We start from the raw sequence: 20581 nt of genomic DNA, 5'->3' as shown, positions 1-20581 counted from the left end.
TGTTATAGACTTGTTTTTCTATCGTTATAACTACTTACTAATCCAATACAACTGGTATTATGCAAAAAAAGCACCCTCGGGTGCTTTTTTTATGCCTACAACTTATTAACCAAATTGCAAAATGCTCACCCTCATCGGCGCTTTATAAGTCGTTTTTTGAGTTGTAATCAGTTAAAATGCCCGCTTCTAAGCTAGCTCATTAACTGAGGAAATCAAACTACAATGGATACTCATCGTCCCATTCGTCGCGCACTATTAAGTGTGTCTGATAAAACCGGTATTGTTGAATTTGCCCGCGCACTAGAAGCGCAAGGCGTTGATATATTATCAACTGGCGGCACATGTAAACTACTTGCTGATAACGGCATAAAAGTGACTGAAGTATCAGATCACACAGGCCACCCTGAAATCATGGATGGTCGCGTAAAAACTCTTCACCCAAAAATTCACGGCGGCATATTAGCCCGTCGCGGACAAGATGAAAGCGTAATGGCAGATAACAACATTTCTGCTATCGACATAGTTGTAGTTAACTTATACCCCTTTGCGAATACAGTCGCTCAAGAAAACTGCAGCCTTGAAGATGCTATTGAAAATATTGATATTGGCGGCCCTACAATGGTTCGTGCAGCCGCTAAAAACCACAAAGACGTAACAATCGTGGTAAACGCGAGCGACTACGACCGTGTTATTAGCGAAATGCAAAACAACAATGGCTCTACTACGTATAAAACACGTTTTGACTTAGCGATTGCTGCTTACGAGCACACTGCCGCATACGATGGCATGATTGCTAACTACTTCGGTAAAATGGTTCCTGATTACACCGAGGAAGCTGCTGTAGAGACTAAATTCCCACGTACTATCAATATGCAGTTCACTAAAAAGCAAGATATGCGTTACGGTGAAAACTCACATCAAGATGCTGCTTTTTATGTTGAAAGTGACATTGCTGAAGCATCAGTTGCAACAGCAACTCAATTGCAAGGTAAGGCCCTTTCGTTTAACAACATTGCAGATACCGATGCAGCACTTGAATGTGTTAAAGAATTTGACGTACCTGCGTGCGTAATTGTAAAACATGCTAACCCGTGTGGTGTTTCAATTGGGGACGATATTCTACAAGCATACGAGCGCGCTTTTAAAACAGACCCTACATCAGCATTTGGTGGCATTATTGCCTTTAACCGAGAGCTAGATGCAGCAACGGCACAAGCAATTGTTGATCGTCAGTTTGTTGAAGTAATTATCGCACCTAGTATTTCGAGCGACGCTGCAAAAATTGTTGAAGCTAAAAAGAACGTTCGTTTATTAGAATGTGGACAGTGGACAGGCAAAGCCGCTGGCCAAGATATTAAACGCGTTAACGGCGGTATTTTAGTTCAAGACCGCGATTTAGGCATGGTAACGCAAGGCGACTTAAAAGTTGTTTCTAAACGCCAACCTACAGAGCAAGAACTTAAAGATTTACTGTTTTGCTGGAAAGTAGCTAAGTTTGTTAAATCAAACGCAATTGTTTATGCCCGTGACGGTATGACTATTGGCGTAGGCGCAGGCCAAATGAGCCGCGTATACTCAGCTAAAATTGCAGGCATAAAAGCTGCAGACGAAAACCTTGAAGTTAAAGGTTCAGTTATGGCGTCTGATGCGTTCTTCCCATTCCGTGATGGCATTGACGCAGCCGCAGCCGCTGGCATTACTGCGGTAATTCAGCCTGGTGGCTCAATGCGTGATGAAGAAGTGATTGCAGCTGCTGATGAAGCTGGCATGGCAATGGTACTAACTGGTATGCGCCATTTCCGCCACTAATCACACAAAGGGTTAAACGTTGGTTTAACCCTTTTTGTTTGCTATAAATTCACGTATTCTGATTATTCAATAACCTATTTAAAATTATAATGTGAAGGAACAAACAATGAAATTTGCGCTAAAATCGCTACTTGTAGCCACACTAACGATGACATCGACTATGGCGCTTAGCCATAACCACGAATCGAGCCTTGAACATGCACTTCAATCAAGCGAACGCAGTGCTAAAAACAGCGTTCGTGACGAATATCGTCACCCGGCTCAAACACTGGCATTTTTTGGCTTTAAACCAACTATGACAGTTGTTGAAATTGCGCCCGGCGGTGGTTGGTATAGTGAAATTTTAGCGCCAGCACTAAAAGAGCAAGGCACTTATTATGCCGCGCACTTTCCTGCTGATTCATCAGTTGGCTACTACCAACGCTCTCTTGCGGGCTTTAAACAAAAAGTAGCTGAAGATAAGCGCTTTAGTAGCGTTAAAATTACTGAGTTTGCACCTGTAACACATTTAGATATTGCGCCAGCTGGCAGTGCCGATATGGTTTTAACATTTCGTAATGTACATAACTGGTACATGGGCAAAGATAAAAGCGGTGCATTAAGTGCATTCCAAGCTTTTTATAAAGCCCTTAAACCAGGTGGTACATTAGGTTTAGTTGAACACCGTTTAGCTGAAGAACGTGCTGACGAAGATCAAAAAACATCAGGTTATATGAAGCAGAGCTACGTAGTAGACCTTGCTAAACAAGCAGGGTTTGAATTAGTAGCAAGCAGTGAAATAAATGCAAATCCAAAAGATACAGCCGATCACCCTAAAGGTGTATGGACGCTACCACCAAGCTTAAGACTCGGCGAACAAGATGCTGATAAATATAAAGCCATTGGTGAAAGCGACCGCATGACGCTGAAATTTAAGAAACCGCTTTAAATAGGAATTTTCGCCATGAATGTTTTAGTCATTGGCAGCGGCGGCCGCGAACACGCACTTGCGTTTAAAGCCGCTCAAAACACCAAAGTAAATACTGTATTTGTAGCCCCTGGTAATGCAGGTACTGCACTTGAACCAAAACTTGAAAACGTAGCAATAAACGTTGACGACTTAGATGGTTTACTTAATTTTGCACAGCAAAATAAGGTAGAGCTTACTATTGTAGGTCCTGAAATACCGTTAGTACTGGGTGTTGTTGATAAGTTTCGTGAACATAACATGGCTATTTTTGGACCAACGGCGGGCGCAGCTCAGCTTGAAGGTTCTAAATCGTTTACTAAAGACTTTTTAGCACGTCATAAAATCCCAACGGGCGACTACCAAACGTTTGAACAGATTGAGCCTGCCCTTGCTTATTTAAAAGAGAAAGGCGCACCAATTGTTGTAAAAGCAGATGGTTTAGCTGCGGGTAAAGGCGTAATTGTAGCCATGACGGAGGCCGATGCCGAAGAAGCTATTCGCGATATGCTTGCGGGTAATGCTTTTGGCGATGCGGGAAGTCGTGTTGTTATTGAAGAATTTTTAGACGGTGAAGAAGCGTCTTTCATCGTAATGGTTGATGGTAAAAATGTATTACCATTTGCTACCAGTCAGGACCATAAACGCGCTTACAATGGCGATGCGGGTCCTAATACGGGTGGCATGGGTGCATACTCACCTGCGCCAGTTGTTACTGATGAAATCCACCAGCGTATTATGAACGAAGTGATCTACCCTACGGTAGAAGGCATGGCAAGCGAAGGCCATCCATACACAGGCTTTTTATACGCAGGTTTAATGATTGACGAAACAGGCACCCCTAAAGTCATTGAGTACAACTGTCGCTTTGGCGACCCTGAAACTCAACCAATGATGCTACGTTTGCAATCAGACCTAGTTGAATTAATTGAAGCCGCTAACCGTGTTGAACTTGATAAAACAACAATTAAGTTTGACCCACGTGCAGCTGTTGGTGTTGTACTTGCCGCTAAAGGTTACCCTGGCGATTACCCTAAAGGCGATGCTATTTCGGGGCTAAAAGTTGATTACCCTGCGGGTGAAAAAGTGTTTCATGCGGGTACTAAGCAAGATGGCAATGACGTTGTAACCGCAGGCGGTCGCGTATTATGCGCAACAGCACTTGGTAATACTGTTACGCAAGCGCAGCAACGCGCCTATGAGCTTGTTAAACAAATTAGCTGGAATGGTATGGAATATCGTACAGATATTGCTTATCGTGCTATTGCACGCGAGCAATAGGCTTATAATACCAGTTTATTGGTATAACCAGTTAATTTAACTACAAAAGCGCAGTCTCTCTGCGCTTTTTTAGTGCTACACTAATTAAAAGTTTTTTTAAAAGTACGCAAACGTTGGAACTAAGAACTTTACGTTATCATGCAATTGCTGTTGCCATACTAGTACTTATATTTTTTATTATAAGTACACTGGCATCAAACCTCGTCGTGCCTACACGATATACAATTGATAAAACCGCGCCCGTATATCTTGATTACGCGTACTATATTGATGAAACTAAGAGCCTTACTTTTGACGATGTTATAACCCAGCCGCAGTTACTCTCTCATCAAAAATTTTCGGAAATACCGTGGAGTTTTACTCAACAAAATTATTGGCTGTTTCTCGATTTAGAAAATAAGAGCTTCAAAAAAGAAAACGTTGTTGCCCATTTTGATAACCCCATGGTTGATCACCTAACTATTTTTCGACTCAATAAAAACAACCAATTAATTGATACTTATAAGCTCGGAGATAAAGAACAAGCACTTACTTTATTTCAATACAGTGTGCCGCATATCCGCTTTTCGCTCGAAAGTAAGTCCTCACAACGACTCGTAATGAAAATAGATACGATAGGTATAAGTAAAACACCTGTAAATTTATATCGTGATAAAGAGTTTATTGACTTAGTGCGTTCGCAAACAGGGATTTGGGGGATTTTTGTTGGCGTATTGCTAATGGCTGCACTGTACAATCTTGTTCTTTATTTTGGTATAAAAGACCGAGTTTACTTAATTTATATTGGCTACATTATTAGCGCTATTATACTAATGGGAGCGGTATTAGGTTTTGGCTTTTATTTATGGCCAATGGAATGGCAATTATTTATTCACGAAAAAATAGTACTTGGTAATTACGGCGTTGCTTTTTTTACCCTCTCCTTCTGTATTATGTTTTTACGTTACCACAAAGAAAAATGCTGGCGCTATAAAATGAGTACAGCGCTACTTAAGCTTATGTTTGTTCTTGCTGTAAGCAGCCTTTTTATCCCTGAAAATATAGCAGCACCTATTTTTTTTGGAGTGATGAGCCTACTTTATATAGCGTGTATTATTTTAATTTATAACAAATTACGTAGTGGTTTTAGATGGGCTAAATTTTATGTTTTTTCATGGGTGCCACTAATTTTTGGCGCGGCAATTCAACCTATGGAACTGACTGGCCTTTTACCTTATAGCTTTACCACACGCCACGCCTTTTTAATGGCTATACTATGCGAAGTAATATTAATGGCAATGGCATTAGCAGACCGAGTTAGGTATCAGCGTGAACGTGCTTTATATCACGCTACGCACACTCAACAAACAAAGCTTCTTAATAGTGCTAAGCTCAAGCAAACCTTTATGGAGTTACAAGCAAAAAACCGCTCAACAACTTTGTGTTTGATTAAAATACGCCACTTTAACTCTCTTAATACTATAATTACCCCTTCTCAAGGCTATGCACTTATAAAACATATAGCGAGAGAATTAGAGTTAGAATTGAGCCACGAGCGCGAATTTATAAATCTTGATACTAACTTAAACACCATCCCTCGATTAGCCGATCTCAATAGCGGCGTATTTGCCTGTATTTCGACTAAAACACAAAACCAAGAAATGCTAGAAGCACTTCTCACCAAAGTAATTAGCAACTTACCAAAACAATACGAAATAAAAGGGCTAAACCTGCAACTTAATTACAGTATTGGCATTAGCTGTGCGGGTAAAACTAACGACTTTGAGTATTGGTTAAAACGTGGATATTTAGCACTTAAAAAAGCAAAAAGTAGTGTTAATCAAGTAGGGTTATCATCAAACGTGAATAACCAAATGATGGACGTTTCCTTAGCTGCAAAGCTACAAAAAGCCATAAAAACAAATCAACTTACACTCTATTACCAGCCACAAATAAATTTATTAAATAACCAAGTAATTGGCGCAGAAGCTTTACTACGCTGGCCCGATCCAACCTTTAATAATTTACCGATTGAAGAGTTAGTAATTCTTGCTGAACATACAGGTATTATTAACGAACTAACACTGTGGGTCATTGAACAAGCGTGTAAAGATATTGCCGAACTAACAAAAAATGGTTACATCAATCATACTATTAGCGTCAACCTCAGCGCTAAAAACTTGACCATAAATAACTTAGCTGAAAAAGTAGAAAATATACTCATTAAATACCAAGTACCGGCTCGTTTACTTAAGTTTGAACTAACCGAATCAGCTTTTGTAGAGAGTCAAGATGCACTCATTAAATTAGTTGATGAATTATCGGCATTAGACATTAACGTTGTTTTAGACGACTTTGGTACAGGTTACGCATCACTTAACTACTTAGTTAACTACCATTTTAGTGAACTAAAAATAGATAAGTCGTTTGTTTTTGATTTACCTAATAACCCCACTCATCAAGTTATTGTACAAACAGCCATTGATATGGCGCACAACCTTAATTTATCAATAACAATTGAGGGGGTAGAAACTCAGGAGATTCATCACTTACTTAAAGACATGAATGCTGATTCTGCCCAAGGTTATTTATACGCAAAAGCACTGCCTTACACCGACTATTTACACTTCTTAAAAAGCCAATATAGCTTAAAAATGTTAGACTCCTCTTTTTAACATCTTTAGGGGCCAAGTAAAGATGCAAGGCACACTGCGTAAACTAAAATCGAGTTTAACCGAACCAGTACAATATCACTTACCTGTAGGTGAGCACTTAGTAGACTTAAATGCATTTATAGGTAAGGAGCTTACGCTCACCTTTAGTGGCACTATTTTATGTTCTAACTGCGGTAAAAAAACCAAAAAAAGCTATTCTCAAGGTCACTGTTTTGTATGCATGCGCAAGCTCGCTAGTTGCGACATGTGTATTATGAAACCAGAAACTTGCCACTACGATCAAGGCACTTGCCGAGAGCCACAGTGGGGCGAAGAAAATTGCATGATCCCACACTATGTGTATCTCGCTAACACTTCTGGATTAAAAGTAGGTATTACCCGCCACACACAAATACCGACTCGTTGGGTGGATCAAGGCGCTACTCAGGCATTACCTATTTTTAAAGTGCAAACTCGCCTGCAATCGGGTTTAGTGGAAGTTGCTTTGGCTGAATTTATTGCCGATAAAACCAATTGGCGCAATATGTTAAAAGGCCAAAACGACGCACTTGATTTAAAAGCAGCAGCGGCTGAGTTAATTCCACAAATTAGCGAAAAACTAAACGAGCTAAGTGAGTTATTTGGCGCAACAGCAATAGAGCAACTTGACGAAGATGTGGTTGATTTAGATTTTCCAGTAACCGAATACCCAACAAAAATCAGCTCATTTAACTTTGATAAAGACCCTGTTGTAAGTGGTGTTTTACAAGGTATTAAAGGTCAGTACCTAATCTTTGAAAAAGGCGTTATTAATATTCGTAAATTTACGTCTTATGAAGTAACCGTAGGCTAACGGGCTATGTTAAACAGCTACCCACAGTTATTGGTTATTTATAATGAGCTTGAGATAGCTCAAAACCAAAAAGAGCAACAAGAGTGCTTACACAGCGTTATGCAAAGTGAGCTAAGCGACGTGCGAGTACTTAATAAGCAAGGTGACTACCTTAATTTACAAGGCACTGTTTGCCCTGAATTGAGTGGCGAGCAGCTAGCACAGCTTGTTACAGCTTACTTATTAAATGAAGGACAATGTTGCCTTGGTAAAATAAAAACCCTAAGCACAGCGCAGGCGTTTGATTTACTAGGGCTATAAACACTCTTATTATTTAAACCTCAGTAAGCACTTTTATATGCGCTACAGCACTACGACCTAACGCTGATAGCGCATAGCCACCTTCTAAATACGAAATAACCCCTTTGCAACCGCCCTCCTTTGCCACACTGCATAGCTGCTCGGTGAGCCAAATGTAGTCACTTTCAACAAACTTTAAGCTTGCCATATCATCTTCTAGGTGTGCATCAAACCCTGCGCTTATAAAAAGTAATTCAGGCTTAAACGCTTTTAATTTTGGTAACCATTGCCCAGTAAACACCTCTTTTAGGTCGTCGCCATTACTAGCAATTGGCAGAGGGGAATTAACTATATGGCTATTATTTTTAACTGCTGTATTTGGGTAAAACGGATACTGAAATAACGAACAAAGCAGTACATTTTCGTCATCAATAAAAATGTCTTGTGTGCCATTACCATGGTGTACATCAAAATCCGCAATAGCAATGCGTTTAACCCCTTTGCTTTGTGCGTACTTAACGGCAATAGCTAAGTTATTAAACACACAAAACCCAGATGATGAATCCTTATTCGCATGGTGTCCTGGCGGACGTACTGAGCAAAAAGCAGCATCGAGTTTATCGGCAAGTATTTCATCAACAGCTAACAATCCTGCACCTACTGCACGCTCAATCGCTTTAAACGAATCGGGGCACAGCCAAGTATCGCCATCTAAATTAGCGAGTCCTTCCGTTGGTAGTGTAGTTTCTACGTGTTTAACTAAAGCTTCATCGTGAGCAAGTAAATAATGCTCACGCTCGGCCTTAGGTGCTTGCAGGTGTGTTAAGCCAACATCTACACCGCTGGCTAATAATCTGTCGGTAATTGCATCTAAGCGCTCTGGGCACTCAGGATGGTCGTCTATCATTTTATGCTTACGGCAATGAGGATGAGAAATAACTGCTGTACGCATAAAAAAGTCCCTTACAAGGTGTAAAAGCTTAATATAACAAAGCCACCGGCTGGTGGCTTTGCGACTTTGGTGTATATCAACACTTTAAATATCAAAACTATTAACTACTTTGCTTTTAAATGCAGGTTTCTAAAATCAAAGCTAAAGTCGGTCACTTGTGTTGATACTGCACGCATTTTAGCGCTGTTTACACGATTACTAACATCCATATCAAAGGTAATAAACGCATCTGCTTCAAGTAGCTTTTCATCCCACTTAACAATAAATGTATTGCCAGTGTAGTGCTCAAGTGTGCCTTTTAAACGTTTAGTATGCGTAAAATCAATGTGTAATTTGCTATCGAGCTGCTCAATAATCACATCGCCGTACCAGTCATCGTGCAATGTACCGGTGTAATTAATATTTGGTAATTGTGGCTGGTAGTCAGCAGGTGCTTCTGGTTTTGCATTAGCGTACGCGAGTTGCTTGCCTTCAAAATGTTTTTTAGCTAGATCTTCTACCCAGTCTTTATCTTCAAGTTCAAGCGCATCTTCAAGTACTTCATGGGTTACTGCCGAAAGCGCACCAAAAGCTTGTTGGTTAGATAAAATAACAATACCGAGTTTTTTCTCAGGCAATAAAGTAACTTGCGATACCATACCTAAAATACCACCGCCGTGACCTAACTTTTTAAAGCCGTGGTAGTCTTCAATGCTCCAACCTAGCCCATACCCTCTAAATTGCTGATGGTACGACTCAAACGCGCTTTTAGATGCCATAGACGTAATATGTGGGTGCCACATTTGCGCTTGTTGCTTTTCGCTAAACAGCTGCTCGCCATTAGGCATTTTACCGCCCGCTAATTGCGTACGAAGCCATTGACTCATATCGCTTACACTTGAAGCGATGGCGCCTGCGCCTCTAAAGTCTTCTAGGTAGTTCACAAAAAAGGGATGAAGTGAGCCATCCATAGGAATATGACCTGTTGCCCAGTTAGTGTTGCTTTTTGGGATGCGTGAAAAACCTGCGCGTGAGTTGTCCATGTGTAGCGGCTGTAATATATTTTTTTCGATGTAATCGTTCCAGCTCATACCCGACACACGTGCAACCACTTCGCCAGCGGTAACAAACATCAAGTTGTTATAAGCGTACTTACTACGAAAGCTGCTCGCTGGTTTTAAATACTGTAATCCCGCTAAAATTTCATCAACGGGCTTATCCGTGCTTGGCCAAATCATTAAATCGCCTTGCCCAAGCCCTAGCCCACTGCGGTGACTTAATAAATCACGAATACGCATTTCGCGTGTTACGTACGAGTCGTACAATCTAAACTCTGGTAAATGATCAATTACGCGGTCATCCCAGCTCAACTTCTCTTCATCAACCAACTTGGCAAGTGCCGCTGTTGTAAACGCTTTGGTGTTTGAAGCAATACCAAACAAGGTGTCTTTGTTTACTTTTTTGTTGGTATCGAGATTAGTTACACCAAAGCCTTTAGCAAATATCACTTTATCGTTTTCAACAATGGCGACTGCCATACCTGGTACGTCAAAACGTGCCATTGACGCTTTAATAACGTCGTCAATTTTGTTGGTATCGACTTGTGCCCAGCTACTAAACGTAGTGCTTGCTAGTAATGCAATTGCGGCTAATTTGGTTAATTTCATATCAATCCTATTTTATTATTTTTGATGAACTGCAAATTCAATTTCGGCACGCTCTTTATTGGTATCGCTTTTGTGCGGCCTATTGAGTATTGCATCACTGTATTCTTTTGGTACGCCTGCTTCAAGTGCGCCGCGATGAACGTGTTTTATGTACCAATCATATGGGAGTACATCGCTGTCATGGGTATTAGCTATATAACAATGTGCGGCTACAGTCTCACCCGTTAAAAGCGTTGGGGTTATATCTACGCAGTCGTAACCTGCGCCCTCAATACTGTCTAAAATGGTTTTTTCTTCTTCATTAAGCTCATAAATAACGCCATAAACCAACGCATCTTCTTTATTGCTTGGGCAAATACTGCACTTACCTGAGCCATCTTTAAATAACATATCAAAAGTAAGCTCGTAACCTTTAAGTACCGCTGTTCCTACACGCTTTACATTCGGTAAACGCGCCAACAAACGGTTAGATGACATATTAGAGCCAAACGAAAAATTATATAACGGCATTTTATCTCCTGCGCTTTTTAAATAAGTTAAATAACAACACGTACTGCAAGGGCAATTAAAATAACGCCAATTCCACGGTCAAACCAATAACCACGCTGCTGGAAAAAGCCCCTCACATTATCTCTAGAAAGCATTATTGAAAGCATTGAAAACCACACCCAAGTAGCCAGTGCCATGTACACGCCATAAACGATCTGCACGCTAGTAGGTGTTGTTGGACTAATCACGAGTGTAAATAACGACATAAAAAATAACGTGGCTTTTGGGTTTAATGCATTGGTGAAAAAGCCGCGCCTAAAAGCCACCCAAACGGGTTCCTCTTGAACGGCTTTGTTTTCAATATTTTTTGCAGCCTCGCCTTCATTACTTGCAGGCGGTTTTGCAGCTCTAAGAGCTTGTACGCCTAAATACGCTAAATATGCACCAGCAAGGTACTTAAGCGCCATAAATAAACTAGGCGATTGCGTTAAAATAAGCGCTACACCTAACACGCAATAGGCAACGTGCAGTAAAATAGCAGCGCCAACACCGGCGCTTGTCCACAATGCATTGCACCTACCTTGTTGCACACTTTGCTTGAGCACAACGGCAAAGTCAGGCCCAGGGCTTGCTACTGCAAAAAAATGAGCAATAACAATCAGTAAAAATTCATCTAAGTATTCCACGCAAGTCCTTGCTAGTTTGGCGAATAAGCTAATAACAGCGGGTTGGCCGAGTTATTTACCAATGCTTTAATTTCTTTTTGTGCTTTTTTAAACTGACCACGCAGATGCGGTTTTAAGTGTTTTTTAGAGACTTTATCGTTTTTAAAGTAACTAATAAGGGCATGCATAAATACCGTATGTGTTTCACTTAGCTTAGCTTCACGGTTAGCGTATGGGTTGTAACAAGAACCACAACCGCCCTTAAACTGATACACCGTGTTGCTCATCATCACACCAAACCCTAAAAAACAGGCAAGCGCATCGGCAGCTTGTGGTAAATACTCCCTACCACCTGGCGGTAGCACCCCAACGTGATGAATAAGTATAGTGGCCAGAGTACCCGCATAACTTGCTACTAAATCTTGTGGCTGATTAATCTGATTAGGATTAAAAGAAATGCTGACCTTATGGCTTGGCGGCACAATTAAATGGCTGCCTTCTCCACGTATTTCATTGCTAAATTCAAAGTGTGGAAAAACCTGAGGCTGCAATTGCTGAGGTGCAACTAACTGAATAGGCCACGCGCTCATACCTGCATAATTAGTAACGCGGGTAAAAACGTTAGTCGCCATTTCTTCAATACTTGATACCGAATCAGGAAAAAACGCTGCTGTCGGCAATACTATTTTTGTTTGCTTAGTAAAGTACTCCGCATCAAAATTCTCTACCGCCCAAATAAACGTATCAATAAGCCATTGCTGTTCTTGATCTTCCAATAATGGTACCGATTTAAATAAAGCTAACATAAGGTGCTCTTATAAGTTTTAGGTGCTAGTTTAGTTTTTTTGTGTAAGCGCCCATTCCCACGCTTGAGTATTGTATAGCGGCACTGTTGATAGCGCATGATGATGGCTGCCACTGGATTCTTTCGTTGAGTACGATAAATACAATAAGGTGCGGTTTTCAGCATCGTAAATACGACGCACCTTTAAAGATTTAAATAAAATACTTTTAGATGATTTAAATACCACCTCGCCCGACTTACTTCGGTCAATTTCTTGTAGCTGCTGTGCTGTAATAGGCCCCGTTTGACGGCACGCAATTGACATATCAGACGGATCAGAAAAGTCTAAATCAGCTTCAATATGGCTAATGTGGCACGTAACACCTTTAATAATCGGATCTTGCTGCGAATTAACCACGACATCTTTAGTTGTAAATAACCCAAGGCTTACCGACGCAACATCATCAGAGCAAGCACTCAACGTAACTAGCGCACCTGCAAGTAAAGCTAAACGTTTAAATTTTTGTGGTAATTTCATACTTATCCTTATCTATAATAGGTAACTTAGCATCTACGTCACTAAGCAAAGGTTCACCTGTTTGTTTTATACTAACATCAAAAATAAATACGACTAAATTAGTTTAAAGTAAAGATTTTAGATAGCCCTAGGTTTAGCGAACCCTGTTGTATTTGATACAATTAACCCTCGCTAATGCAGTAACTCATAATAGGAAACGCCTAAATGCCGCATATTATTATTGAACACTCAGAAGACCTCCCTGTTTTACCACAAGTACTAGTAGAGAAAATTCATAACAGTACTTTTGAAAGCGGACTTTTTGATTTAGAAACAATTAAAACACGCGCAATTGCATACCAACAATACCAACTAGGTATAGGTAAAGAAGGGTTTATTCATATTCAAGTGCATATAATGGCAGGGCGAACGGTAGAACAAAAACAAATGTTAAGTGAGCACCTACTCGCATGTTTAAAAACCTACTGCAGAGACTCTGATAGCTTAAGCGTCAATATTTACGATATGGATCATGATGTATATCGAAAAAATTAGAAAGTATTTTTAGAAAACGAATAAACATTCGATGACGCTGCATTACTGTTGCACAAAACTTTTTTAAATTTAAAGTATGCGCTTCTCAAGGTTACCAATAATCTGACTCGCAGGGCTCGCTTTGTGATAAAGCCAACCTTGGTGTAAAAATACCCCTTTTGATAAAAGGTAATCAGCTTGCTCTTGGGTTTCAACCCCCTCAGCAACAACATCAATTCCAATCGTTTTAGCAAGCTCAATTAATGCATCAAGCAAAATAGCCAGTTGTGACTCAGTGCCTATAGCACTGACATAACTTCTATCAATTTTTAATATGTCTAAAGGCAATGCCTTGAGGTACTGTAAGCCCGCATAACCAGTTCCAAAGTCATCAATTGCAATTAGAATATTTTGATCTTTGAAGTCTTGCATAGTCTGAATGACTTCTTGATCGTCTAAATCAATTAACTCATTTTCTGTCAGCTCCAGAACCAAGTGAGGAATAACAGCGTTTAACGCAAAAACTAACTGTTTAAAATAAGCATCCTTTAAATGCTCACCTGTAATATTAATGTTTATTTTTATATTGCTATCCCAACCAATTAACTCTGCGGAGTCTGCTATTAAGTTTTTAATTACAGCATAGGTAAGGCTTATATTCAGATGATTGCTTTCGATATCAGGTAAAAAACGATTTGGTGTTAAAACACCTTCAATAGGATGCTTTAAACGAACCAATGTTTCAGCCCCAGCAAACTGTTTTATATTCGAATCCCAAATGAGTTGATAATAATTAACAAAACGCCCTTGTTTTAAATAATTTCGCAATTCACTTTTTCTACTTTGGTAGTTTTGTTGATACACCTCAGTAAAAATGAAAATCAACAAAAAAATAATGATATACAAAGCAACATGGCTATATGAGGGGTAATACACATCTTCGTATAGTACGTTTTCATCAATCGCTATCATTAAGGCAAGGCGTGGTAAATATTTCAGTGGCTCAATAATTAAAAAATGTTTTTTTGCATCATCAAATACGACACCTTTTACAGTAAGCGGTTTTGTTAATGGAAATAGCGGGTAGTTAATCGGTAAAGTATAATCCCCAACCACTGTTACTACTTTACCTTTTCTAGCATCAACAGTAGCAACATAAGTATAATTTCTATCGAGTTCATTAATACGGCGATTTAACAGCGATTGCGGTAGCAATGCATTAATTTCGTATCCATCACTTCTGGTTTTAGCGATAATTAAAGCGGTTTCACCAATAAAATTAGCAGCAATAGGCCCAAAAAAGCGTAATCGTTTAGATTTAGTTGGTTTAATTCCGGATGTTTTCATAGGCTTTTTAAGTTTTTGCCAACTCGTACAAATTAAATTACCTTTAGGGTCTCTAATCCCTAGTTCAGCTATATTTTGAATATTAAAGTGCGCTTTACGCAGTGCTAACAACGTTGCTGGGGTACAAGAAGGAGTAAGGTTGTCATTTTCAACAAAAAAGTCATTAAGCTGCTTTAACTGTTTATTTAAATCGCTTTTAAACCAATTAAAATCAGCCTTTACTTGAGAGCGCAAAAAAGCTTTTTTAGAAACAACCTCTAATGGGTAGTCAATCAACATAACTAGCAATACGCTAATAGTAGCAATAACGAATGCTTTAAACTTATACTGAAACTTTGGCACTATACAATTCCCAGAATGAATGGCTTTCAAAACTCCAATAAACATAACCTAATACTAACAATAAATTAATTTACATAAACACTTAAATTTTACTTTTGACTAGCAATATTGCTAAAAACAGTATTATTTCACTTCCATCAATAGTGGCTAAAAATTTAATTGTATTTAACTCTCAGTTAAAAAATAGCAAAGAGCGTATGAGCTATTAACAATTGCCAAAGTGTCAGAGCGTAAAGCTGATAGCCGTCCAGCCCTAGACAGTAAATGACTACATCGAGAAAGAAGTATTTATACAGTAAAAGGCAAAGGTGGCCTAATCCGTGATGTATTAATACCTAACGCACTGGCTACACAACTAGAACAAAGGCGCTTAGCACAGCCTATTACCGTTCGTGACAGGGAAATTAATTATCTGCAACGCTACGATCTTGGTGGTGGTCATAAATGCTCATTCTCAAAAGCATCTAGCCGCAAACTCTTTTTTTCTAATGGCGGGATTACCATGGTCTCAGGCATAGCTACGCACAAGAGGGAATGGATGAACTAAAAGGTTTAGGGCTTTCTCGAAACCGTGTCGCAAGAGCTTGGCCATTTCAGAGCTGAAATTACATTAGCATATATTTAAATGAATGAAGCTATTTAGGCTTGACTATACCTTCGTAAAACCTCTGTAAGAAGCTCTGGGTTACTTTTAAGCTTATTAACAATCTCTGATACTTCATCTGTATCGGATATATTTTCTGTACTGTAGTTTGAATACTTATAACAAAAACGTAGTAAACCGCAAATCTCGACAGTCTCCCTCCCTTTTTTACTAAGAGGCTTAAAAACAAGAACGTTACCATTTTGATTCTGTATTTCTATATGTTCATCGTATTCGTCAAAGTGAGGATGTATAATTTTAAAAGAAGCTGAACTTTTGGGGTAACGAGGTTTTTTTGCTTTTGATGGTTTAACTAACACTTGTTTTGTACCTTTACCATCAGCCCCATTACAATCAGGGCATGAGATGCATAAGTTCAAAGGTTCAAATGTAAAAATTCCATGACTATGCTTATCAACGATATGCTCTGTTTCCCATGTTTTTTTATTAAGAGTTAAATTTTTCTGTTTGCAATATGCACATTTAAAATCCTGTTGCACTAGGTAGTGTTCTTTTATTGATGACTTTATCTCTCTAATAATTGATGCCTTTGATTTTAATTCATCTGTTTTAGCACTTGCATGGAGGGTCTCAAATTCATAGTCATAACCCCAAATTCCTTTATCGTGGGAACTAAGACTTTTTCTGAAGTTATCAACGAAAGCTTCTTGTTCTTTATTATATTTAACAGCCTTCATTAAGATTTGCCTTTAGAGTTTTTTTAACTGCATATATTAGCTCAAGCATTGGGTCACTACTGTCCAGCTTAGACTCTAATTCGACTATTCTCCGTATTGTCTTATATGTTTCATCAGTAATTTCCCGACCTTTACTTACTTGAACCAAGTAAGAAATCAACTCCCTATTAACATATTCATTTCTAAAGCCTGGATATTCAAAGACTTCTGCTAATTGAAAATCTACAGACTGAGATGATATCTTTCCCCCCTCAACAGTATGAGAGCTTTTGTCATTACTATCAAAAATTACCACGGATGAATTTATATTACTTAGGTTAGAAATAATATGAGGCGAATGTGTAGCCAAAATAAAGTGGCAATTTATGTAATTTGAAAACGTACTATTCAATAAAGGAATAATTTGCGCTTGCCAATATGGATGTAAACTAATTTCGGGTTCATCCAATAAGATAAGAGAGCCATTGCTTATCTTAGACGCAATCGAAAAAAATAAAGTTAGCAAACAGTATTGACCGGAACTCAATCTAGTAGAGTCAACATAATCTCCACTATGACTATTCTTAAAAGCTATTTTATTAACTGATAAAACTTCGTACTCGATTAGAGAGTTAAGTGCCTCAAACCCTTCATAATCTCCTATTATATCTAAAAGAATTGAAGTACTCGAATGACTTTCTGTATACGACTTACCCTGTAAACTAGATAAATCAAACCTTTCGCTTAGGTATTCCCAATATTTTCTTAACTGAGCAGGTGTTTTTTCAAATAATACACCCTCAGCCTGCTTTTGAACTACTTTAACATCTATAAATTTCAAAACTCCAATCTCTGAATGTTTCGCGTAGCGATCTTTCAAATCTATTGATACTTTAATTTTTAATTCAAATTTTAAAAGTTCAAATAACGCTCTTAAATTAACTTTTGTTTTACAAGCTATTGAATGAAATATTGACTTAACTAAACGTTGGGTTTGAGGAAGCACATAATCATCAGCATATACGGTAACAGTATCTTTATTTTTAAGTAATTGTGGTGAAAATAGGCTATATGAGTTCTTGTACTCTGAGTTTAAAATCGGAAACTTTGAATAAGGGCTTTCAGAAATCGCAATAATGTTTAAATATATCTCTTTGTTTAACAAGGGATAAGTTTTAAGTGAATGTCTAAAATATCCATCATTTAAAGTCACCTCACTACCATCAAACTTTTTAATTATTCTTGCGCTATTAGATTTCTTAAATTTAACCATTTCCTCAAGCTTGGAGTTTGTACTTTCAGAAAAAGTTAGTTTAGTCTCAAACTCATAACTTTCTTGATACCTTTTAAATTCGTGTTCAAGAATTTCATCTAAAGGATCTATATAAGGAGAGTTATTTTTTTTAAGCTGTAATCTTAATAAACAACCAATTACTTGTATTAAGCACTCTGTTTTTCCTGCACTATTTTTTCCAACTAAAACAGTATAGTAATTATTATTGTCTTCGAAGTTATTGCAAATTAACTTATGCTCAAATCCATTTATAGTGACTTCTTTAATTTTCATCTGATAACGCCATTAAAGAGTATACATTTTGAAAGGTCCCTTTTTTGAAATTTGCATTACCTAAAACCAATTCTTTATGATCTCCATAAACATTTAAACCAATAGGTCGTAAATCTAACTTATAAATCTCCAAATGCTTTCCATCGTTATTCCCAGCCTCCAAGATTACATTCTTCCCTAACGATACTTGAATTCCACTTTCAGAGCATTGAACATTCGATTCTAAAATCTGAGAGGTAGAATCTTTAACTATTTCTACAAACTTTCCCTTTTCAGCTTGTGCCGTCAACCACACTCGCGGAATCTTACCGGCCCTAATAACCAACGGAGACCATAACCTTTGCTCTGATTTTATAATATGAGAAACGTTCTTTAAGTAGTTACTACATAAAACAAGCTCTTCATATAATCCAAGATCATAATATGAAAGATTAATTTCAGACATTTCTTTTGAGATATCCACTATCGGCCCCTTTCCATTTAAGTATAAAAACCATTGGATTACAGATATATGAAATCCAATGGTTTTAACTTCTAAAATATTAAAATTTAAATTAAGCTGGCACGACTTGCAATAGAGAATGCGTACGAAATACAATTAAAGTAGCACAGGGTAATTTCGGTTAGTCGATATTTACTTGGAAAGCTTTGAAAAGTGGTGGCCCCTCCCAGACTCGAACTGGGGACCTAACGATTATGAGTTGCAAAACAAAGACTTACTACGAGTTACTTTTTGATATAACTATTTACTAATTTTCATAGCTATATCATAGGGTTATTGAATAAACCCTATCTCTGATGCATAAATCATTATGTATTTCAGAACGTTAAATTTTACGTTCAAAGTAGCACAGAGGTAGCACCATATGTCAGACACAAAATTTCGCTTCACAGAGTTGTCGCTTGAAAAGATAGAATCAAACGGTAAACGCACTCGTTATTATGACAATCTATTGTCAGGACTCATTTTAGATGTGAGCGTAGCTGGTAAAAAGTCATTTAGAGTTTATAAAAAGATACCAGGGAGAGATACTCCTATTAATGTCACCCTTGGTTACTTTCCATCAATTGCACTCGATGATGCAAGGCGAATGGCTAGAAAGGTAATGGCAGATATAGCTGAGGGTATTAATCCTAATGACCTTAAGCGCCAGTTTAGAGCGGCTTCGATTACTCTGAAAGAAGCTTTTGATTCATACATCGAATCTAGAGATCTTAAGCCTATAACTGAAAGAGGTTATCAACAAAAAATAGATTGCTATCTATCGGATTGGCATAACAAGCGCCTAGCCGATATTAATCAAACAATGATTTTAAAGCGCCAGCGAGAAATAACCTCAAGAAGCCCTGCTCAGGCAAATTATACCATGCGCCTAATGCGTGCTTTATTTAACTTTGCTAAAGCTGAATACAAGTCTTCAGAAGGTCGTTCACTATTTCCAGAAAACCCTGTAGATGCTCTTTCTGAAAAACGTAGTTGGAATAATATAAAACGTAAAACAAGACGGTTGCGCCGTTCACAGCTAAAACCTTTTGTAGATGCATTATATGAAGTAAGAAATGAAGCTGCTAAATATCGTCAAAATACTCGCGTTGGTTTTTGTGATTACCTAGAATTTTTAACCTTTTCAGGCCTGAGAAGGTCTGAGCTACTGCAACTTCCTTGGTCACAAGTACACCTTGAAGATAGGATATTCATTTTAGAAGATACAAAAAATGGCTTGGACGTCGAGTTTCCTATTACAGATCGATTAGCTGAGATATTTAATCGACGAAAAGAATACAAAGTATCTGACTATGTGTTTGGGACAGATAGTAAAAAGGGCTACCTCACTGATCCTAAAAAAACGTTGAAACATGTATGCCAAATTGCAGGAGTAAAAATTACTTCGCATGATTTGCGCCGCACATTTACATCGATGGCTGAGAGTAGCGGAGTATCAGGATACCTTCTGAAACGCCTTTTAAACCACATTACAGATAAAAGTGATGTAACTGCTGGCTATTTAATTTTAACCGCTGAGGAGCTTAAAGAGCCCGCAGAAAAAGTAACAGAAACGATAGCCAAATATGCAGGTTTGATTGAGCAAAAACCTGATGATCAAATGAGTGAAATGAAAAGTCTGTTAGCAAGCTTAACTAAGGAACAAAAAGTTGAGCTGATGAGCACTTTATTAAGTTAATTACAGCACTTTCACAGAGGGCATTTAGTGAAGACTATCTAATTACAAGCTAATTGCCCACTGACTAAAACTCGCTATGTAGTGGCATAGTTAATTTGGCCACCCATTAAGAAAGAAATGTTATGCTAATAAGCATACAAATTTGGGTGAAAAAATGACAAAATTAAATCGTGCAACGTACTCCGCTGCAATCAAATTAGAAACGGCTCAACTTGTAGTTGACCAAGGTTATACACAAGAAGAAGCAGCCAAAGCGATGGGTGTTGGTAAATCAACTGTAAGTAAATGGGTTACTCAATTAAAGCAAGAACGTAATGGTCAGTCACCATTGGCTTCACCAATGACGCCCGAACAAATTGAAATCCGCGAACTTAAAAAACAAATCCAACGCATTGAATTAGAAAAGGATATATTAAAAAAGGCTACCGCTCTCT

Annotated in this window: 19 protein-coding genes; 9 read left to right on the top strand and 10 right to left on the bottom strand. The window is 38.4% G+C overall.

Features of this window, described 5'->3' with window-relative positions:
• Positions 1-222: 222 nt before the first annotated feature.
• The 6 genes from purH (at position 223) to DC53_RS05520 (ending at position 7822) form a co-directional block, all read left to right on the top strand.
• The gene (gene purH / locus DC53_RS05495) at positions 223-1809 is read left to right on the top strand and encodes a bifunctional phosphoribosylaminoimidazolecarboxamide formyltransferase/IMP cyclohydrolase (protein ID WP_033031043.1); all 1587 of its coding nucleotides are present in this window, start codon (positions 223-225) and stop codon (positions 1807-1809) included.
• A 106-nt stretch (positions 1810-1915) separates the two neighbouring features.
• Positions 1916-2737 carry a class I SAM-dependent methyltransferase gene (locus DC53_RS05500; RefSeq protein WP_007376020.1) on the top strand — a complete coding sequence of 274 codons (822 nt, stop codon included), beginning with the start codon at positions 1916-1918 and terminating at the stop codon, positions 2735-2737.
• A gap of 15 nt (positions 2738-2752) precedes the next feature.
• Positions 2753-4036, top strand: a complete 1284-nt coding sequence (gene purD / locus DC53_RS05505) for a phosphoribosylamine--glycine ligase (protein ID WP_033031041.1) — start codon at positions 2753-2755, stop codon at positions 4034-4036.
• A gap of 113 nt (positions 4037-4149) precedes the next feature.
• Positions 4150-6690, top strand: coding sequence for an EAL domain-containing protein (locus tag DC53_RS05510; RefSeq protein WP_033031038.1), 2541 nt, complete (start codon positions 4150-4152; stop codon positions 6688-6690).
• Positions 6691-6712: 22 nt separating this feature from the next.
• Positions 6713-7522 (top strand): DUF2797 domain-containing protein, encoded by an 810-nt coding sequence (locus DC53_RS05515; RefSeq protein ID WP_008136908.1) that lies wholly within the window; start codon positions 6713-6715, stop codon positions 7520-7522.
• 6 nt (positions 7523-7528) lie between these two features.
• A complete protein-coding gene (locus tag DC53_RS05520) occupies positions 7529-7822 on the top strand; it encodes a DUF4144 family protein (RefSeq protein WP_007376015.1) in 294 nt (97 codons plus the stop codon).
• A gap of 13 nt (positions 7823-7835) precedes the next feature.
• Here the strand turns inward: DC53_RS05520 and DC53_RS05525 are convergent, their stop codons facing one another.
• The 6 genes from DC53_RS05525 to DC53_RS05550 form a co-directional block, all read right to left on the bottom strand.
• Positions 7836-8753 (bottom strand): histone deacetylase family protein, encoded by a 918-nt coding sequence (locus DC53_RS05525; protein WP_007376014.1) that lies wholly within the window; start codon positions 8751-8753, stop codon positions 7836-7838.
• Positions 8754-8857: 104 nt separating this feature from the next.
• A complete protein-coding gene (locus DC53_RS05530; protein ID WP_033031036.1) occupies positions 8858-10399 on the bottom strand; it encodes a serine hydrolase in 1542 nt (513 codons plus the stop codon).
• Positions 10400-10414: 15 nt separating this feature from the next.
• Positions 10415-10909, bottom strand: a complete 495-nt coding sequence (locus DC53_RS05535; protein WP_033031034.1) for a gamma-glutamylcyclotransferase family protein — start codon at positions 10907-10909, stop codon at positions 10415-10417.
• Between the two features lie 26 nt (positions 10910-10935).
• Positions 10936-11574: a LysE family translocator gene (locus DC53_RS05540; protein ID WP_007376011.1), complete on the bottom strand. Its 639-nt coding sequence runs from the start codon at positions 11572-11574 to the stop codon at positions 10936-10938.
• A gap of 11 nt (positions 11575-11585) precedes the next feature.
• Entirely contained in the window at positions 11586-12359 is a 774-nt protein-coding gene (locus DC53_RS05545) for a hypothetical protein (RefSeq protein WP_033031032.1), read from the bottom strand.
• Positions 12360-12389: 30 nt separating this feature from the next.
• Complete coding sequence (locus DC53_RS05550; RefSeq protein ID WP_033031030.1) at positions 12390-12875, bottom strand: CreA family protein; 486 nt, start codon at positions 12873-12875, stop codon at positions 12390-12392.
• Positions 12876-13079: 204 nt separating this feature from the next.
• Between DC53_RS05550 and DC53_RS05555 the strand changes: the two genes are divergently transcribed.
• Positions 13080-13409 carry a 5-carboxymethyl-2-hydroxymuconate Delta-isomerase gene (locus DC53_RS05555; protein WP_007376008.1) on the top strand — a complete coding sequence of 110 codons (330 nt, stop codon included), beginning with the start codon at positions 13080-13082 and terminating at the stop codon, positions 13407-13409.
• A 69-nt stretch (positions 13410-13478) separates the two neighbouring features.
• On the opposite strand, the gene DC53_RS21405 is transcribed toward DC53_RS05555, so the two are convergent.
• From DC53_RS21405 to DC53_RS05560, 4 genes are all read right to left on the bottom strand, one after another.
• Positions 13479-15077, bottom strand: coding sequence for an EAL domain-containing protein (locus DC53_RS21405; RefSeq protein WP_050484159.1), 1599 nt, complete (start codon positions 15075-15077; stop codon positions 13479-13481).
• 639 nt (positions 15078-15716) lie between these two features.
• Positions 15717-16418: an HNH endonuclease gene (locus DC53_RS0120660; protein ID WP_050484158.1), complete on the bottom strand. Its 702-nt coding sequence runs from the start codon at positions 16416-16418 to the stop codon at positions 15717-15719.
• A complete protein-coding gene (locus DC53_RS21750; RefSeq protein ID WP_050484157.1) occupies positions 16405-17964 on the bottom strand; it encodes an AAA family ATPase in 1560 nt (519 codons plus the stop codon). The genes DC53_RS0120660 and DC53_RS21750 overlap by 14 nt, the downstream gene beginning before the upstream one ends.
• Positions 17954-18427 carry a hypothetical protein gene (locus tag DC53_RS05560; RefSeq protein ID WP_050484156.1) on the bottom strand — a complete coding sequence of 158 codons (474 nt, stop codon included), beginning with the start codon at positions 18425-18427 and terminating at the stop codon, positions 17954-17956. The genes DC53_RS21750 and DC53_RS05560 overlap by 11 nt, the downstream gene beginning before the upstream one ends.
• Positions 18428-18830: 403 nt before the next feature.
• On the opposite strand from DC53_RS05560, the gene DC53_RS05565 reads away from it, so the two are divergent.
• Positions 18831-20147 carry a tyrosine-type recombinase/integrase gene (locus DC53_RS05565; protein ID WP_033031028.1) on the top strand — a complete coding sequence of 439 codons (1317 nt, stop codon included), beginning with the start codon at positions 18831-18833 and terminating at the stop codon, positions 20145-20147.
• Positions 20148-20301: 154 nt separating this feature from the next.
• Positions 20302-20581 (top strand): transposase (locus DC53_RS05570; RefSeq protein ID WP_033031026.1); only part of this gene is annotated, 280 nt, incomplete at its 3' end.

This window comes from Pseudoalteromonas fuliginea, from assembly GCF_000690055.1.
GTDB lineage: Bacteria > Pseudomonadota > Gammaproteobacteria > Enterobacterales > Alteromonadaceae > Pseudoalteromonas > Pseudoalteromonas fuliginea.
Note: the sequence above shows the minus strand (reverse complement) of the source record. Positions and strands in the feature narration are given on the sequence as shown.

What these genes read in the sequence shown, in the direction of transcription:
- purH (WP_033031043.1), top strand. Translation starts at nt 223, where the DNA reads ATGGATACTCATCGTCCCATTCGTCGCGCACTATTAAGTGTGTCTGAT.
- DC53_RS05500 (WP_007376020.1), top strand. Translation starts at nt 1,916, where the DNA reads ATGAAATTTGCGCTAAAATCGCTACTTGTAGCCACACTAACGATGACA.
- purD (WP_033031041.1), top strand. Translation starts at nt 2,753, where the DNA reads ATGAATGTTTTAGTCATTGGCAGCGGCGGCCGCGAACACGCACTTGCG.
- DC53_RS05515 (WP_008136908.1), top strand. Translation starts at nt 6,713, where the DNA reads ATGCAAGGCACACTGCGTAAACTAAAATCGAGTTTAACCGAACCAGTA.
- DC53_RS05520 (WP_007376015.1), top strand. Translation starts at nt 7,529, where the DNA reads ATGTTAAACAGCTACCCACAGTTATTGGTTATTTATAATGAGCTTGAG.
- DC53_RS05525 (WP_007376014.1), bottom strand. Translation starts at nt 8,753, where the DNA reads ATGCGTACAGCAGTTATTTCTCATCCTCATTGCCGTAAGCATAAAATG.
- DC53_RS05530 (WP_033031036.1), bottom strand. Translation starts at nt 10,399, where the DNA reads ATGAAATTAACCAAATTAGCCGCAATTGCATTACTAGCAAGCACTACG.
- DC53_RS05535 (WP_033031034.1), bottom strand. Translation starts at nt 10,909, where the DNA reads ATGCCGTTATATAATTTTTCGTTTGGCTCTAATATGTCATCTAACCGT.
- DC53_RS05545 (WP_033031032.1), bottom strand. Translation starts at nt 12,359, where the DNA reads ATGTTAGCTTTATTTAAATCGGTACCATTATTGGAAGATCAAGAACAG.
- DC53_RS05550 (WP_033031030.1), bottom strand. Translation starts at nt 12,875, where the DNA reads ATGAAATTACCACAAAAATTTAAACGTTTAGCTTTACTTGCAGGTGCG.
- DC53_RS05555 (WP_007376008.1), top strand. Translation starts at nt 13,080, where the DNA reads ATGCCGCATATTATTATTGAACACTCAGAAGACCTCCCTGTTTTACCA.
- DC53_RS0120660 (WP_050484158.1), bottom strand. Translation starts at nt 16,418, where the DNA reads ATGAAGGCTGTTAAATATAATAAAGAACAAGAAGCTTTCGTTGATAAC.
- DC53_RS21750 (WP_050484157.1), bottom strand. Translation starts at nt 17,964, where the DNA reads ATGAAAATTAAAGAAGTCACTATAAATGGATTTGAGCATAAGTTAATT.
- DC53_RS05565 (WP_033031028.1), top strand. Translation starts at nt 18,831, where the DNA reads ATGTCAGACACAAAATTTCGCTTCACAGAGTTGTCGCTTGAAAAGATA.